This is a genomic window from Kocuria sp. LHG3120 (assembly GCF_049897445.1).
Classification (GTDB): domain Bacteria; phylum Actinomycetota; class Actinomycetes; order Actinomycetales; family Micrococcaceae; genus Kocuria; species Kocuria rosea.
Window position 1 is genome coordinate 216,974 of the sequence record NZ_JAFCWG010000003.1, and the last position, 14,587, is coordinate 231,560.

The 14,587-nt window shown below is 74.1% G+C and carries 17 protein-coding genes; 10 read left to right on the top strand and 7 right to left on the bottom strand.

From position 1 onward, the window contains the following. Positions 1–15 precede the first annotated feature (15 nt). Positions 16–924: a LysR substrate-binding domain-containing protein gene (locus ACP7CD_RS07925; protein ID WP_426119836.1), complete on the top strand. Its 909-nt coding sequence runs from the start codon at positions 16–18 to the stop codon at positions 922–924. Positions 925–951: 27 nt separating this feature from the next. On the opposite strand, the gene idi is transcribed toward ACP7CD_RS07925, so the two are convergent. Then, on the bottom strand, positions 952–1,503 hold the full coding sequence (gene idi, locus ACP7CD_RS07930; RefSeq protein ID WP_368827465.1) for an isopentenyl-diphosphate Delta-isomerase: 552 nt from the start codon (positions 1,501–1,503) through the stop codon (positions 952–954). Positions 1,504–1,624: 121 nt separating this feature from the next. Between idi and ACP7CD_RS07935 the strand changes: the two genes are divergently transcribed. The 5 genes from ACP7CD_RS07935 to tgt all read left to right on the top strand — a co-directional run bounded on the left by ACP7CD_RS07935 (position 1,625) and on the right by tgt (position 7,145). Next, positions 1,625–2,566: a pseudouridine synthase gene (locus ACP7CD_RS07935; RefSeq protein WP_043739122.1), complete on the top strand. Its 942-nt coding sequence runs from the start codon at positions 1,625–1,627 to the stop codon at positions 2,564–2,566. After that, positions 2,563–3,816 carry a DUF418 domain-containing protein gene (locus ACP7CD_RS07940; protein WP_017833902.1) on the top strand — a complete coding sequence of 418 codons (1,254 nt, stop codon included), beginning with the start codon at positions 2,563–2,565 and terminating at the stop codon, positions 3,814–3,816. Before ACP7CD_RS07935 ends, ACP7CD_RS07940 begins: the two co-directional genes overlap by 4 nt. A 42-nt stretch (positions 3,817–3,858) precedes the next feature. Next, positions 3,859–5,172, top strand: a complete 1,314-nt coding sequence (locus ACP7CD_RS07945; protein ID WP_284563289.1) for a glycoside hydrolase family 76 protein — start codon at positions 3,859–3,861, stop codon at positions 5,170–5,172. A gap of 62 nt (positions 5,173–5,234) precedes the next feature. Beyond that, positions 5,235–5,777, top strand: a complete 543-nt coding sequence (locus ACP7CD_RS07950) for an NUDIX hydrolase family protein (RefSeq protein ID WP_017833900.1) — start codon at positions 5,235–5,237, stop codon at positions 5,775–5,777. A 66-nt stretch (positions 5,778–5,843) separates the two neighbouring features. Continuing rightward, on the top strand, positions 5,844–7,145 hold the full coding sequence (gene tgt, locus ACP7CD_RS07955) for a tRNA guanosine(34) transglycosylase Tgt (RefSeq protein ID WP_172604389.1): 1,302 nt from the start codon (positions 5,844–5,846) through the stop codon (positions 7,143–7,145). On the opposite strand, the gene ACP7CD_RS07960 is transcribed toward tgt, so the two are convergent. From ACP7CD_RS07960 to ACP7CD_RS07970, 3 genes are all read right to left on the bottom strand, one after another. Further along, on the bottom strand, positions 7,127–7,594 hold the full coding sequence (locus ACP7CD_RS07960) for a universal stress protein (protein ID WP_035927799.1): 468 nt from the start codon (positions 7,592–7,594) through the stop codon (positions 7,127–7,129). The genes tgt and ACP7CD_RS07960 overlap by 19 nt on opposite strands. A gap of 138 nt (positions 7,595–7,732) precedes the next feature. Beyond that, on the bottom strand, positions 7,733–8,224 hold the full coding sequence (locus ACP7CD_RS07965; RefSeq protein WP_095651286.1) for a universal stress protein: 492 nt from the start codon (positions 8,222–8,224) through the stop codon (positions 7,733–7,735). A gap of 67 nt (positions 8,225–8,291) precedes the next feature. Then, positions 8,292–8,717, bottom strand: coding sequence for an Lrp/AsnC family transcriptional regulator (locus tag ACP7CD_RS07970; protein WP_035927806.1), 426 nt, complete (start codon positions 8,715–8,717; stop codon positions 8,292–8,294). Between the two features lie 161 nt (positions 8,718–8,878). Here ACP7CD_RS07970 and ACP7CD_RS07975 point away from each other — a divergent pair, with 161 nt between their 5' ends. Together ACP7CD_RS07975 and ACP7CD_RS07980 are read left to right on the top strand one after the other, a co-directional pair. Next, complete coding sequence (locus ACP7CD_RS07975; protein ID WP_017833895.1) at positions 8,879–9,070, top strand: hypothetical protein; 192 nt, start codon at positions 8,879–8,881, stop codon at positions 9,068–9,070. 212 nt (positions 9,071–9,282) lie between these two features. Then, complete coding sequence (locus ACP7CD_RS07980) at positions 9,283–10,836, top strand: alanine/glycine:cation symporter family protein (RefSeq protein WP_284563288.1); 1,554 nt, start codon at positions 9,283–9,285, stop codon at positions 10,834–10,836. Positions 10,837–10,945: 109 nt separating this feature from the next. Here ACP7CD_RS07980 and ACP7CD_RS07985 read toward each other — a convergent pair whose 3' ends face one another. Beyond that, the gene (locus ACP7CD_RS07985; RefSeq protein WP_426119842.1) at positions 10,946–11,668 is read right to left on the bottom strand and encodes a TVP38/TMEM64 family protein; all 723 of its coding nucleotides are present in this window, start codon (positions 11,666–11,668) and stop codon (positions 10,946–10,948) included. Between the two features lie 61 nt (positions 11,669–11,729). On the opposite strand from ACP7CD_RS07985, the gene ACP7CD_RS07990 reads away from it, so the two are divergent. Both ACP7CD_RS07990 and ACP7CD_RS07995 read left to right on the top strand, forming a co-directional pair. Continuing rightward, positions 11,730–12,203, top strand: a complete 474-nt coding sequence (locus ACP7CD_RS07990) for an SRPBCC family protein (RefSeq protein WP_158279191.1) — start codon at positions 11,730–11,732, stop codon at positions 12,201–12,203. Positions 12,204–12,246: 43 nt separating this feature from the next. Continuing rightward, entirely contained in the window at positions 12,247–13,056 is an 810-nt protein-coding gene (locus tag ACP7CD_RS07995) for an MBL fold metallo-hydrolase (RefSeq protein WP_426119845.1), read from the top strand. On the opposite strand, the gene ACP7CD_RS08000 is transcribed toward ACP7CD_RS07995, so the two are convergent. Both ACP7CD_RS08000 and ACP7CD_RS08005 read right to left on the bottom strand, forming a co-directional pair. Next, positions 13,041–13,700: a DUF4126 domain-containing protein gene (locus ACP7CD_RS08000; RefSeq protein WP_035927819.1), complete on the bottom strand. Its 660-nt coding sequence runs from the start codon at positions 13,698–13,700 to the stop codon at positions 13,041–13,043. The genes ACP7CD_RS07995 and ACP7CD_RS08000 overlap by 16 nt on opposite strands. 53 nt (positions 13,701–13,753) lie before the next feature. Further along, positions 13,754–14,464 (bottom strand): queuosine precursor transporter, encoded by a 711-nt coding sequence (locus tag ACP7CD_RS08005; RefSeq protein WP_426119847.1) that lies wholly within the window; start codon positions 14,462–14,464, stop codon positions 13,754–13,756. Positions 14,465–14,587: the final 123 nt, after the last annotated feature.

Here is a 14,587-nt window from a genome sequence, read left to right on the forward strand (position 1 = left end):
TTGGGAGGCGGCGGAATGCTGGACGTGCGCAAGCTGCGGCTGCTGCGGGAACTCGCCCTGCGGGGCACCCTCGCGGAGGTCGCCGCCGCCCTGAACTTCAGCCCCTCGGCGGTCTCCCAGCAGCTCTCGGCGCTGGAGAAGGAGGCGGGGGTGGCCCTGCTCTCGAAGGCCGGCCGGCGGGTCCAGCTCACGCCGCAGGCGGAGATCCTGGTGGCGCGCACCACCGAGCTGCTGGACGTCCTGGAGCGCACCGAGTCGGACCTGGCGGCGTCGCTGAGCACGGTCACCGGCACCGTGCGGGTCGCCGTGTTCCAGTCCGCGGCCCTGGCGCTGCTGCCGGAGGTGCTGGGCGCCATGCGCCGCGAGCACCCGGACGTGCGGGTCGAGATGGTGCAGGCCGAGCCGGAGCGGGCCCTCTACGAGACCTGGGCCCGGGAGTTCGACGTGGTCGTGGCGGAGCAGTACCCGAGCCACGCCGCCGCCCACCACCCGGACCTGGACCGGCGGCGGCTGATCACGGACGCCATCCGCCTGGCCGTCCCCCCGGGCTCCGAGCACGCGTCCGTCGCCTCCCTGCGGGACGCCCGCGAGCTCCCGTGGGTCATGGAACCGCGGGGAGCCGCCTCGCGGCACTGGGGCGAGCAGCTGTGCCGGCGGGCGGGCTTCGAGCCGGACGTCCGGTTCTCGACGGCGGACCTGCAGGCGCAGACCCGGCTCGTGGAGTCCGGCAACGCCGTGGCGCTCATGCCGGACCTCATGTGGGCGGGCGGGGACTCGCCCTGCCGGCTGGTCGACCTGCCGACCGGGCCCCGGCGGACGGTGTTCACCTCGATCCGCGGAGCGAGCGCCCACCGCCCGGCGATCCTCGCGCTGCGCGCCGCCCTCGAGACGGTGGCCGCCGGCCTGGCCGGACGGATGGAGTGAGCCGGAGGGAGCCGGCCGGGCGGAGCGCTACGGGCGGAGCGCTGCCCGGCTCGTGAGCGCCCCGCGCAGCCGGTCGTCCGCGATCTGCTCCAGCAGCCACGGGCTGAGCAGGAACGGCGCGGCCTCCGCCGCGGCGAACAGCTCCTCCGGGGCGATCCAGGCGACCTCCGCGACCTCGGCGGGCAGCGGCCGGGGCCGCCCGGTGGCCCGCGCCAGGTAGACGGGGCAGAACTCGTTCTCCACGATCCCGGAGGCGTCCACCGCCCGGTAGCGGAAGTCGGGCAGCACCTCCGTCATCCCCGTCACCTCGAAGCCCAGCTCCTGGCCGGCGCGGCGCGCGATGGCCTCCACGAACCCCTCGCCGGGGCCCGGGTGACCGCAGAAGCTGTTGGTCCACACCCCGGGCCAGGTCTTCTTCGCGAGCGCCCGGCGGGTCAGCAGCAGCCGCCCGTCGTCGTCGAGGACGTAGCACGAGACCGCCAGGTGCAGGGGGGTGTCCGTGGTGTGCACCCCGGCCTTGGGCGCGGTTCCGATGGGACGGTGCGCCTCGTCGAGGAGGACGACTTCTTCGGCTGACATGGGCCTCGTTCCGGTCGGCGGGCGGGTGCGGGTGCTCCCCATTCTCGCAGGATCCGCGGGGCGGCGGTACGCGGGCCCGCCGAGTGGACAACGGGGCGCGGGCGGAGCACGATCGGGAACCATGCGACGACGTCGGCCCGCCACCGCCCCCCTGCCGCTGCGGGACGGGGTGGACCCGGTCCGGGTGCGGCTGCCGGCCGCCGGGGCCGACGCCCCCGGGACCGTCCGCGGCTATCTGCTGAGCAGGTTCCCCGCGTCCGCGCCCGAGCTCGAGGAGCTCTTCGCGGCCGGCGGGATCGTCGACGACGCCGGGCGGCCCCTCCCCCACGACGCTCCCCTCCGCCCCGGCGGCTCGGTCTGGTACCACCGCGCCCTGCCCGAGGAGCCGGAGCTGCCCGGGGACCTGCCGGTCCTGTTCGAGGACGAGTGGCTGCTGGCGGTCGACAAGCCGCACGGGCTGCCCACCACGCCGCGCGGCGGCTTCGTGGCGCAGAGCGCGCTCGTGAAGCTGCGCCGCTCCCGCCGCGAGGACCGGCTCTCCCCGCTGCACCGGCTCGACCGCGGCACCGCGGGGGTGCTGCTGCTCTCGCGGGACCCCGGCACCCGGGGCCGGTTCCAGACCCTCTTCCAGGAGCGTGCGGTGGCGAAGGAGTACGAGGCCGTGGCCGCGCACCGGCCCGGGCTGCGCCTCCCGCGGCTCGTCGAGTCCCGCATCGTCAAGGACCGCACGTCCCTGCAGGCGCGGGAGGTGCCGGGACCCGTCAACGCCCGCACCCAGGTGGAGAGCGCCGGGCCGCCGTTCGCGGACGAGGAGGGGACGTGGGCCCGCTACGTCCTCCGGCCCGAGACCGGGCGCACCCACCAGATCCGGGTGCACCTGGCCGGCCTGGGCGTCCCGGTGCGCCACGACCCCCTGTACCCGCAGGTGCGGCCGGCCGGCGCCGAGGACCCCGGCCGGCCGCTTCAGCTGCTGGCCCGCCGCATCGCCCTCGTCCACCCGGTGACCGGCGAGCCGCTCGTGCTCGAGAGCCGCCGCGCCCTGCCGTCCGGGGACGCCGCGTGAGGGCTCCGCACGCCCCCCGGGCGACGGGCCGCGTCCCGGCGCCGGACGTGGCCCGGGGGCTCATGCTCTGGGTCATCGCGGTCGCCAACGTCACCGTCTGGATCTGGGCTGCCGGGCCCACGGACGGTCCCCGGGACCGGACGCTGGGCACCGGTGCGGGCACCGCGGCGTGGACGGCGGACGACGTCGCCAACATGGCCATGTCGATGCTCGTGGACGGCCGCGGCTTCCCCCTGTTCTCGTTCCTGGTCGGCTACGGCGTGGGCCAGATCGCCGCGCGGGAGGCCGCCCGCGGCACGCCGCCGCCCCTGGCGCGCCGGCTGCTGCTGCGCCGCTACGGGTGGCTGCTCCTCATCGGGGCCCTGCACGCGTGCCTGCTCTTCCCCGGGGACATCATCACCGCCTACGCGTTCGGCGGGCTCTTCCTCGCCGTGCTGATCGCCGAGAGCACGCGCACCCTCGTGATCCTCTCCGCCCTCGGCTCGGTGCTCATGGTGCTCTACGGTGCGGCGAGCTGGTCCGTGCGGACACCCGGCACGCCGCCCTTCCCCAGCCTGGTGGCGGACTCGATCCCGGAGCGGCTGGTCCTCGGGCTCGTGGAGGGGCTCGGGGTGGTGTCCTTCGCCCCGCTCCAGCTGCTCGGCCTGCTGCCCATGCTGCTGCTCGGGCTGGCCCTGAGCCGGTACCGCGTGCTCGAGGACCCCGGGCCCCGCCGCGGCCGGCTGCTGGTCACGGCCCTGGTCTGCATCGGGCTCGGGCTGCTCACGGGCGTGGGCACCGGACTCCTGACCACGGACCGGCTCGAGCCCTCGCCGACCGCCGGGTCCGTGCTCACCGGCCTGGACGCGGTGACCGGCGCCGCGCAGGGCATCGGCTACGCGCTGCTCGTGGCGCTGGTCTGCGACCGCGTGCTGGGCCCCCGGGCCGCGGCCCTCCGGGCGCGCGAGCATCCCGCGCTGTGGTCGCTGCAGGCCCTCGGCCGCCGGTCGATGAGCGGCTATCTCGCCCAGTCCGTGCTGTTCACCGTGCTGCTGCCCCCGTTCGCACTGGGGCTCGGCCGCTCTCTGACGCCCACCGCCGCGCTGCTGCTCGGCTCCGCCGTGTGGCTGGTCACGCTGCTCGGCGCGGCCCTGCTGGAGCGGCGCGGCCTCCCCGGACCGGCCGAGACCCTGCACCGGCGGCTCTTCCTCGGCCCCGGCGGGAACCGCGCCGAGGACCGCGGCGGGCCGCCGGCCCCGGCGAGCGCCTAGGCTCGGCACCAGCACCCCTCCCCCGCCAGCACAGGAGTTCCCATGCCCCCGACGACCGGAGCGGGCGCCGCGCCCACCGCGGCGACCCCCGAGCCCACCGCACACCCCACGCCCACCGAGCACCCCGGCGCCGCCGCACCGGGCGCCGCGGCCGCGCTGCGTGCCGACAAGGCCGCCCACTCGGTCCGAGAGCTGTTCGCCGGACGGGCGCTGGGGGTGCCCGGCACGCTGCTCGGCGCCCCGGCGCACCCGCGTCCCACGTACCCGAAGGCCCCGTGGCACTACTGGTGGCAGGCGCACCTGCTCGACGCCCTCGTGGACGCCGGGCTGCGGCACCTGGACGACCCGGCGCGGGCCCGGCGGTTCCGCCGGGAGGGGCACCGCCTGCTGCGGGGCATCACCCTGCGCAGCGGCGGCCGGGTGACCCACAACTCCTACTACGACGACATGGCGTGGCTGCTGCTGGCCGTGGGCCGTCTCGCCGAGCTGGACCGCGCCCTGACCGGCCGGCCGGACGTCGCGTGCCTGGACGCGGGCAGCGCCCTGCTCGCCCGGCTCGAACGGGGCCACACCGGGGACCTCGGGGGCGGGGTCTTCTGGAACACCCGCCACGACGTCAAGAACACGGCGTCCTCCGCGCCCACGGCCCTCGGCTTCGTGCGCACGCACCGCCGGGAACAGGCCGGCGCGGTGCTCGACTGGCTGCGGGCCACCCTCTGGGACCCGGAACGGAAGGTCTTCCACGACGGTCTGCAGCTGGTCGCCGCCGGGTCCGGCACCGAGGTGACGCGCCGGGACGAGAGGCTGTTCAGCTACAACTCCGGGCCGGTGCTCGGTCTGCTCCTCGAGCTCGCGGACGCCCCGGGCACGGGCGAGCAGGACCGGGCGGACCTGCTGCGCACGGCCGCCGACGTGGTGGCGGGCGCCGCGCAGGAGTACGGCCGCGACCTGGACGGACGCCCCGTCCTGCGCACCCACGGCGGCGGGGACGGCGGCCTGTTCAGCGGGATCCTGGCCCGCTACCTCTCCGATGCCGCCCTGCACCCGGGACTGCCCGCCGCGGCGCGCCGCACCGCGGCCGCGCTCGTGACCGGCACCGCCGACGCCCTGTGGGCGGGCCGGCGGGAGTTCGATCCCGCGGTGGACTTCAACGCGCCCCCCACCGCACCGGCGGCCGCCGGCGAGACGGTCGCGATCTTCTCCCCGGACCCGGCGCGGCACGCCGACGAGTCGCAGCGCCCCGGCGTGCCGGTCGAGCTGTCCACACAGGTGCAGGCGTGGACGGTCCTGGAGGCCGCCGCCCGGCTGGCCCGCCCGGGAGCGGTCCCCGGGGACACCGGCTCCGCTGAGCGCTGAACCGGCCGCCCCGGGCGGTGCGGGCCGTGGCCCCGCCCGGGGTCTTGGGATAGAACAGCAGTATGAACTTCCTCCGCACCCCCGATCCGAACCCCGGTTGGCTCAACGAGGACGACCTGCAGGAGGCCCGGCGCCGCCTGCCGATGGTCTACGTGCAGGCCCTGCCGGTCCGGCTCGATCCGCTGGGCTACCTCTCCGAGATCGGGCTGCTGCTGCAGGCGACCCCCGAGGGGAAGATGATGTACACCTTCGTCTCCGGCCGGGTGCTGTACCGGGAGACCATCCGGGCCGCGCTGCTGCGCCATCTGGAGAAGGACCTGGGGGCCATGGCGTTCCCGCAGCTGCCGGTCTCCACCACGCCCTTCGCCGTGGCCGAGTTCTTCCCCTCGCCGTCCGAGACGGGGCTCACCGACGACCGGCAGCACGCGGTGGCGCTGAGCTACATCGTGCCGGTGCGCGGGGAGTGCAGCCCCCGCCAGGACGCCCTGCAGCTGTCCTGGATGAGCCCCGAGGAGGCGCTCAGCCCCGAGGTGCAGGCGGAGTTCGCGGGCGGTCGCGGAGACCTGGTGCGCCAGGCCGTGGCCCACGCCGGCTGGGGCCGCTGAGCGGCGTCACCGGCGCACGGGCGCTCGCCGTCACCCGCCCCCGGGGCGGTGACGCACAATGGACGGGTGCCCGCTCCAGAAGAGACCCTGCTCCCCGCCGCCGCCCGTTCCGACTTCGGCTTCGCGGTGGAGCACCGGCTCGCCGAGACAGCCACGATCGCCGGCGGGCGCCTCGAGGCCAACGGCGGCCCGTTCCTGGGCCGCACCGGGACCATCACCACCCCGCACGGGACGATCCGCACCCCCGCGTTCGTCCCCGTCGGCACCGCCGCCACCGTCAAGGCGGTGCTGCCCGAGTCCATGGCGGAGCTCGGCGCGCAGGCCCTGCTCGCCAACGCCTACCACCTCTACCTCCAGCCCGGCGCGGACGTCCTGGACGCCGCGGGCGGGCTCGGGGCGTTCATGAACTGGTCCGGCCCCACCTTCACGGACTCCGGGGGCTTCCAGGTCATGTCCCTGGGCTCGGGGTTCCGGAAGGTCATCGACATGTCCACGGTCGCGGCCTCGGCGGCGGGGGACGACGACGTCGCGACCGGCAAGGAGCGCATGGCGCGGGTCGACGACGACGGGGTCACGTTCACGTCCCACATCAACGGGGACGTCCACCGCTTCACCCCGGAGATCTCCATGCAGGTGCAGCACCGGCTGGGCGCGGACATCATGTTCGCGTTCGACGAGCTGACCACGCTGCACAACTCCCGCGGCTACCAGGAGACGTCCCTCGAGCGGACCCGCCGGTGGGCGCTGCGGTGCGTCGCCGAGCACGCCCGGCTCACCGAGGAGCGCGCCGACCGGCCCTACCAGGCCCTGTTCGGCGTGATCCAGGGCGCCCAGTACGAGGACCTGCGCCGGAAGGCGTGCCGGGACCTGGGCGCGATGGACTTCGACGGGTTCGGCATCGGCGGGGCCCTCGAGAAGGAGAACCTCGGCACGATCGTGCGCTGGTGCAACGAGGAGCTGCCTGAGGACCGGCCACGGCACCTGCTGGGGATCTCGGAGCCGGACGACATCTTCACGGCTCTCGAGAACGGCGCGGACACCTTCGACTGCGTCTCCCCCACCCGGGTGGCCCGCACCGGGGCCGTGTACGCCCCGGACGGACGCTTCACCGTCAGCAACGCCCGCTTCCGCACGGACCTCGCCCCGATCGACAGCGGCTGCGACTGCTACACGTGCGCCCACTACACCCGGGCGTACCTGCACCACCTGTTCAAGGCCAAGGAGCGCCTGTCCGCGACGCTCACGTCGATCCACAACGAGCGGTTCGTCGTGCGCATGGTGGACGGCGCCCGCGAGGCCATGGCCGACGGGACGTACTTCGAGTACCGGGACGAGGTCCTGGGCCGCTACTACGCGGGACGTTCCTGAGCCGGCCCCTCCGCCTCGGGGTGCTCGTGGATCACGAGCACCGGGCACTTCGCGTGGGCGACGCACGCGGCGCTGACGGAGCCCAGCAGCAGCCCGCGGAACCCGCCGTGGCCCCGGCGCCCGACGACGAGCATCGTGGCGTCCTCGCTCTCGTGCACCAGGACCTTCGACGGGTGGCCGAACACCACGGAGGTGGTGAGCCCGGCCGGCACGTCGTCGCCGAAGGCCTCCCGCACCGCCTGGTCCACCTGCTTCTGGGTGACCTCGTCGAAGTTGTCGCTGCCCAGCGGGACGTACCCGGCGTACTCGGGCGGGTAGTCCCACGCCCCGACCGCCCTGATGCCCGCGCCGAAGGACGGCGCGATCCGCGCCGCCCAGCGCAGCGCCTCGACGGACTGCTGGGAGCCGTCGACCCCGACGACGATCGCTGCTGCGGTTCCGTTGCTCATGCCGAATCCTTCGCTCACGTGATCACGCTGACGTGATCAGTATCACAGAGGCCGCGGCGCCGCGCGCACGATCGCGGGAGCATGTTGTGGGGACACGGCGGACGAGTCCCTCCGGTCCCGGGCGGGACGGGCGGCGCCTCAGCCGGCGGGCCCGGCCCCCTGCGCCTGCCCGGAGTCCTCCGCCCGCCCGGCATCGACCGTCTCGTCGGGGAGGACGAGCACCGGGCACGGGGCGTGGGCGACGCACGCGGAGCTCGTCGACCCCATCAGCAGCCCTTTGAAGCCGCCGTGGCCCCGGCGTCCCACGACCAGCAGCTCGGCCCCCTCGCAGTGGCGCATCAGCACCTTGGACGGGTGGCCGAACTCCACCACGGTGCTGAGCCCGGCCGGCACGTCCGCCCCGAACGCCTCCTGGACGGCCCGCTCCACCCGCTCCCGGGCGAGCTCGTCGAACCGGTCGTCCTTGAAGTGGACGAAGCCGACGTACTCGGGCGGGTTCTCCCACGCCCCCACCACCTTGACGGTCGCCCCGTACGCGGGCGCGAGACGCGCGCCCCAGCGCAGCGCCTCCACGGACTGGGGGGATCCGTCGACCCCGACGACGACGACTGCTTCCGCTGCGTTCTCCATGACCGGTCCTCCGATGCGGTGACGAGGGTGCTGTGCGGCCAGTATTCCAGAGCCCGGCGGGCCGCGCTCAGAGGTGCGAGAGGATGACCGAGCTCCTCGTGTGGTTGATGCCCTTCCACTCCCTGATCCGGACCATGACGTCCTCCAGGTGGGTGGTGTTCTCGGCCCGGATGAGGAAGATGCCGTCCGCCTCGCCGGTCACCGTGTAGGCCGCGGTCACCTCGGCGATCTCGGCGGCCATGGTGCGCATCATCGACGGCGAGAGCCCGCCGTCGCAGTGCAGCTCCACGAACGCCTGGATGTTCCACCCCATGACCGACGGATCGAGCTCCGCTGTGAAGCGCTTGATGGCCCCGGTCTGCTGCAGGACGTCGACCCGCCGCTTCACCGCGGGGGCCGACAGACCCACCTTCTGGCCGATGGCCGCGTAGCTCTCCCGGCTGTCCTGGACCAAGGACGCAACGATCTGCTGGTCAATCTCGTCAAGACGCAACGATTCACCTCTCTGGTGAGGGTTCTCACATTGATTGGTTCACTATCGGCCCGTTAGACTTCAGATGTCAACCGAGGCGCCGCTGCTCGCCGGACCACCCGGCCGCACGCCCTCGGACCCCAGGACCTCCCCGCACCACCCACAGAAAGTTGCCTGCTGCCATGGCTCTCCTCCTCGTCTTCGGCCTCCCCGCCCTCCTCTTCACCGCCATCGGCCGGGCTGCGGCACCGTCCCGCGCCACCTCGGTGGGCGGCGCCCTCCGCAGCGCCGGCAGCGACCTGGCCCGCGGCCTGCGCGTGTGCGCCATGACCGCCCCCCAGTTCCTGGCCGGCGGGACCCGCGCCGGCCGTTGACCCCGCGCCGGCGGCGTCAACGGTGACGCCGCCCCGGCACCGCCTGCGGCCCGGCCCCCTCGCGACGAGACGTCCTCGCGCGGAGGCCGGGCCGCTGCGTGTTAATTCTTTGTTGCCACGGCAAGATGGCTCTTTCGGCGACAAGCGTGTCTGTTGCCAACGGGCTGTCCACAGGGTGTAGTGGTGAGATGCAGATCACGCAGGCGTTACCCATGACTACCGTCACCGACGACGTCGGGTGGCTCGCAGCGATCGACAACGCCATCAACAGTGCGTTCGCTCCGATCACCGAGGTCTTCTCGACCATCGTCTTCTACCCCATCACCATCGCGGGGGTGAGCTTCCCGTTCGTCGTGGCCTGGCTCATCGCGGCCGGCGTGATCTTCACGATCTACTTCGGGTTCATCCAGTTCCGCGGTCTGAAGGTCGCCGCCGACGTGGTGCGGGGCAAGTTCTCGACCAAGGACGACCCCGGCGAGGTGCCGCACTTCCAGGCCCTGACCTCCGCCCTGTCGGGGACCGTGGGGCTGGGCAACATCGCCGGCGTCGGCGCGGCCATGGCCCTCGGCGGCCCCGGCGCGACGTTCTGGATGATCTGCGCCGGCCTGCTCGGCATGGCGACCAAGTTCGCCGAGTGCACCCTGGGCGTGAAGTACCGCGAGGTCCACGAGGACGGCACGGTCAGCGGCGGGCCCTTCCGCTACCTGCCCATCGCCTTCAGCAAGTTCGGCCGCATCCCCGCCAAGATCCTCACCGGCGTCTTCGCCGTGGCGATCCTGTTCTTCGGCGCGGCCGGCGGCAACATGTTCCAGGCCAACCAGACCTTCGCCCAGGTGCAGAACGTCACCGGCGGCGCCGACGGCTTCCTCGGCAGCGTCGGGGCGGCCCTGATCTTCGGCATCGTCCTCGCCCTGTTCGTGGGCCTGGTCATCATCGGCGGCATCAAGTCGATCGGCGCCACCACCAGCCGGCTCGTGCCGGCCATGGGCGCCGTCTACGTCACCGCCTGCCTGATCGTCATCCTCGCCAACCTCGACCACGTGCCGGGCGCGATCGCCGCGATCATCGACGGCGCGTTCTCCCCCGAGGGCATGGCCGGCGGCGTCCTGGGCGTCATGATCGTGGGCTTCCAGCGTGCCGCGTTCTCCAACGAGGCCGGCCTGGGCTCCGCCGCGATCGCCCACTCCGCCGTCAAGACCCGCCGCCCCGTGAGCGAGGGTTTCGTGGCCCTGTTCGAGCCGCTCGTCGACACCGTGCTGATCTGCACCATGACGGCCCTGGCCATCATCATCGCCGGCGCGCCGAGCCTGCAGGCCGGCATCGACCAGGTGCAGGCCGGTGGGGGCGCCCCGGACGGCGTCATCCTCACCTCGGACGCCTTCGCGACGGTCATCCCCTGGTTCCCGATCGTGCTGGCCGTCGCGGTGGTCCTGTTCGCCTTCTCCACCCTGATCACCTGGTTCTACTACGGGCTCAAGGCGTGGGAGTACCTGTTCGGGCGCAGCCGGCTCAGCGACAACATCTTCCGCGGCATCTACCTGTTCTTCACGATCGCGGGCTGCGTCCTGACCTTCAGCGAGGTCATCAGCTTCGCGGACGCGGCGCTGTTCGTCTGCGGGTTCGTGAACCTGCTGGGCGTCTACCTGCTGCTGCCCGTCATCAAGCGGGACATGAAGGAGTACCTCGCCGACCGCAGGAGCGGCAAGCTCCACCTCCTCGGCAACGAGCCGACCGACGGGTCCACCGCGGTCCGGCCCCAGGTCTAGGCCCGGGGACCGCACGGCCGCACCGGCCGGTCACCCCGAACGGCGTCCGCCCGGTCCTCGCTCCGAGGACCGGGCGTCGCCGTGCCGTGGACCCGCGGCGCGGCCGAGCCTAGTCGGCGCTCCCCACGCCGTCGGCCTCGGGGGCGCGCTCGGACTCGCCGCGGGAGCGCCGCCAGGCGAGCACGCCCACGACCACCACGACCGCCCAGGAGGCTGCGACCGCCGCGAGGGCCGGCCACGACGGCCGGGACGTGAAGGCCCCCACGGCGGCGAAGCTCACCTGGCCCGGCATCCCGCCGAGCAGGGTCGCGCCGAGGTAGTCGCGCTGCGGGATGCGCACGAGGCCCGCACCGTAGCTGAGGGTCCAGTTGGGCAGGACGGGCCGGAGCACGAGCACCGTGAGGAAGCCCTTGCCGACGAGCTTGCGCTCCACCAGCTCGACCCGGTTGCCCGCGAGCCGGTACAGGGCGTCGCGGCCGAGGAACCGCGCGAGCCAGTACCCCAGCCAGGCTCCCGCCGTGGTGGCCACGACCCCGACCACGCTGCCCTGGGCCATGCCGAAGAGGAATCCCCCGGACACGGCCATGATCGTCACCGGGACCGGCGTGGCCGCCACGAGGACGAAGACCGCGGCGAAGACGACGGGCCCCCACGCGCCGAAGCCCTCGACGAAGACCCGGACCTGCTCCACGGTGGGCAGCTCGTGGCCGATGAGGTACCAGACCGCCACGGCCAGCAGCAGCAGGAGCGCACCGCCCTTGAGCGCGGTGACCCAGGCCGGCCGCGTGCCGGGCTCGCGGGGCCCCGGCTCCGGCGCGGGTTCGGTGCTCACGTGCGCCACTGTACCGACCGCCGCGCCCGGGGGCCGAGAGCGACCGGGGACAATGGGGGGCATGGACGTCACCGATCTGGACCCCGCGGAGGTCTTCTCCGTCTCCCACGCCCTCGCGCACCCCCCGGCCGCGGTCTTCGCCGCCTTCACGGAGCCGGACCGGCTCGCCGCCTGGTTCGGTCCGCCGGGCTGGAGCGTGCCCCGGGAGTCGGTGCTGCTCGAGGTCAGGCCCGGGGGCCGGCAGCGCTTCCGCATGGTCCACGACACCGACCCCGCCCAGGTGGCACCGGTGCACGGCACCTATCTGCGGGTCGAGCGGGACGTCCTGCTCGAGGGCCGCGAGGCGCTGCCCGGACCGGACGGCCGGCCCACCGCCGGCCACGTGCTGACGCGCACCGAGTTCGTCCCCACCCAGGAGGGGGGCACCCTGCTGGTGCTCACGCAGGGGCCGCTGCCCCCCGCGGTGCACCCCGGGGCGGCCGCGGCGTGGCGCGGCTCCTTCGCCCGGCTCGAGACCCTGCTGGCCGCGGGGTGAGCCGGGGCGCCGGTCCCCCGCCGGGCTCGGATAGTCTGCCCGCATGACCCAGGACGCCGGCACCCGCACCACCGCCCTGACCCGGCGGCTGACCGCCCCCAACCCGGGCCCCATGACCCTGGACGGCACCAACTCGTGGCTGGTCGGGGCGCCGGGGCAGCAGGACGTCGTCGTCGTCGACCCGGGGCCGGCCGACCGCGGGCACCTCGCCGCCCTGGCCGCGGCGGGGCGGACCGTCCTGACGCTGATCACGCACCGCCACGCGGACCACACCGAGGCCGTCGACGACTTCCACGCGCTCACCGGCGCGCCCGTGCGCGCCGTCCTGCCGCAGTTCTGCCGCGACGCCGGACCGCTGCTCGACCACGAGACGATCGAGGCCGCCGGGTGCCGCATCCGGGTGCTGCACACCCCCGGGCACACCTCCGACTCCGTGAGCTTCCACCTGCCCGACGACACCCCGGTCGCGGGCGCGGCCACCGCCGCCGCGGGGCGCACCTCGGGCTCGGTGCTCACGGGCGACACGGTCCTGGGGCGGGGGACCACGATGCTCGACCACCCGGACGGGAGCCTGGGCGACTACCTGCGCTCCCTGCAGCGCCTGGCGGTGCTGGGCGACGCCCTGGTCCTCCCGGCGCACGGGGACGTGCGGGAGGACGTGGAGGCGGTGTGCGAGGAGCTGCTCGAGCACCGGATGGAGCGTCTCGGCGAGGTCCGGGAGGCCCTGCGGGCCCTGGGCCGCGCCGCGACGCTCGAGGCCATCACGGCGCGGATCTACGCCGACGTCCCGGAGCACGTGCTGCCCGCCGCCCGGAGCTCGGTGGGCGCGCAGCTGGCCTATCTCGGCTTCTGAGCCGTGCCGGCGGCGCCCGGCCGGCCGGGGTCCGTCCCCGGCCGGCGGCGGCGCCGGAGCCCGCGGTAGAGGAAGAACAGCAGGACGGCGACGGCGGCCAGCAGCACGAGGACGAGCAGCGGCAGGAGGACGGCCACGAGGGACAGCGTGAGCGCGGAGACGTCCTCCACGGTCGAGACCACGGGCGCCGCGGCCCCGGCGCTCAGGGTGTTGACGGCCGGCCGCGAGACCGTCTTGGTCACGTGCACCACCAGGGCGATCACCGCCCCGGTGGCCACGGGGATCCAGGCGTGCGAGGAGAGGAACGCCTCCGGGTCCGTGACGGTCGCCGTCTGCCCGCCGAGGTCGATCCCGGCGATCTGGGCGGTGGCCGAGGAGCCGAAGACGATGCCCCCGGCGGTCGGGCGCACGAAGGTCTGCAGCAGGTCGTTGAAGGAGTCCACGACCGGGACCTTGTCCGCCACCACCTCCACGGCCAGCAGCACGGCCAGGACCGTCAGGACCCACCCGTTCGACAGCCAGGCGAAGCCCGGGCCGAGGTCGACGACCTCGGTCCAGCGGTCCAGCAGGCCCAGCACCACGAGCGGGATGTAGGCGTTCAGTCCCGCCGAGGCCGCGAGTCCGGTGCCCGTGAGGAGATCCATGCGCTCATCGTAGGCCCGTGCACCGCCCCGGCCGGGCGGGGCGCCCGGGCCCGTCAGCGCTGGGGCGCGAGGGCCGCCCCCGGGACGGCGGTCTCGCCGTAGGTCGGCTCCCGGCGCTTGAGCCAGCCGATCACGGCGTAGGTCACCGGCATGACCAGCACCTCGACCAGGACCTTGTACACGTAGCCCACCACCACGTAGTTGAGGAAGTCGGCCGTCGTGGTGATGCCGATGACCGGGGCCGCCACGGTGCAGAAGATCACGGTGTCCACGAGCTCGCCCACCAGGGTCGAGCCGATGAGCCGGGCCCACAGGTGCTTCTCCCGCGTGCGCGCCTTGATCCGGACCATCACCAACGCGTTCAGCAGCTGCCCCGCGAGGTAGCCCAGCAGGGAGCCGGTCACGATGAGGGGGACGGGGCCGAGCACGGACTCGAAGGCCGCCTGGCCCTCGTAGAACTCCGCCGGGGGCAGGGCGATGACGAGCCAGAACACGACCGAGGAGAACAGTCCCGCGGCGAAGGACGTGACGATGGCACGGCGCGCGGCCCGGAAGCCGTAGACCTCCGCCACCACGTCGCCCAGGACGTAGGCGAGGGGGAAGAGGAAGAAGCCTCCGTCGGTGATGACGGGGCCGAACGCGACGCCCTTGGTCGCGGCGACGTTGGAGAGCACCAGGACCACGCAGTACGCCGCGACCACCAGGTCGAAGTACGTGCGGGGACGGCGGGCGAACCCGGCGGGGGCAGGAGCGGAGGAGGACACGGTCGGTCACCAATCTGTCGTGACACGGCGCGGCCCGAGCGGGGCGGACGCCGAGGGTCGATCTGTGCGGTGTGCTGGACGGACCCGGGGCGCCCGCCTGCCACCCGGGAGCCCCTTTCCCGC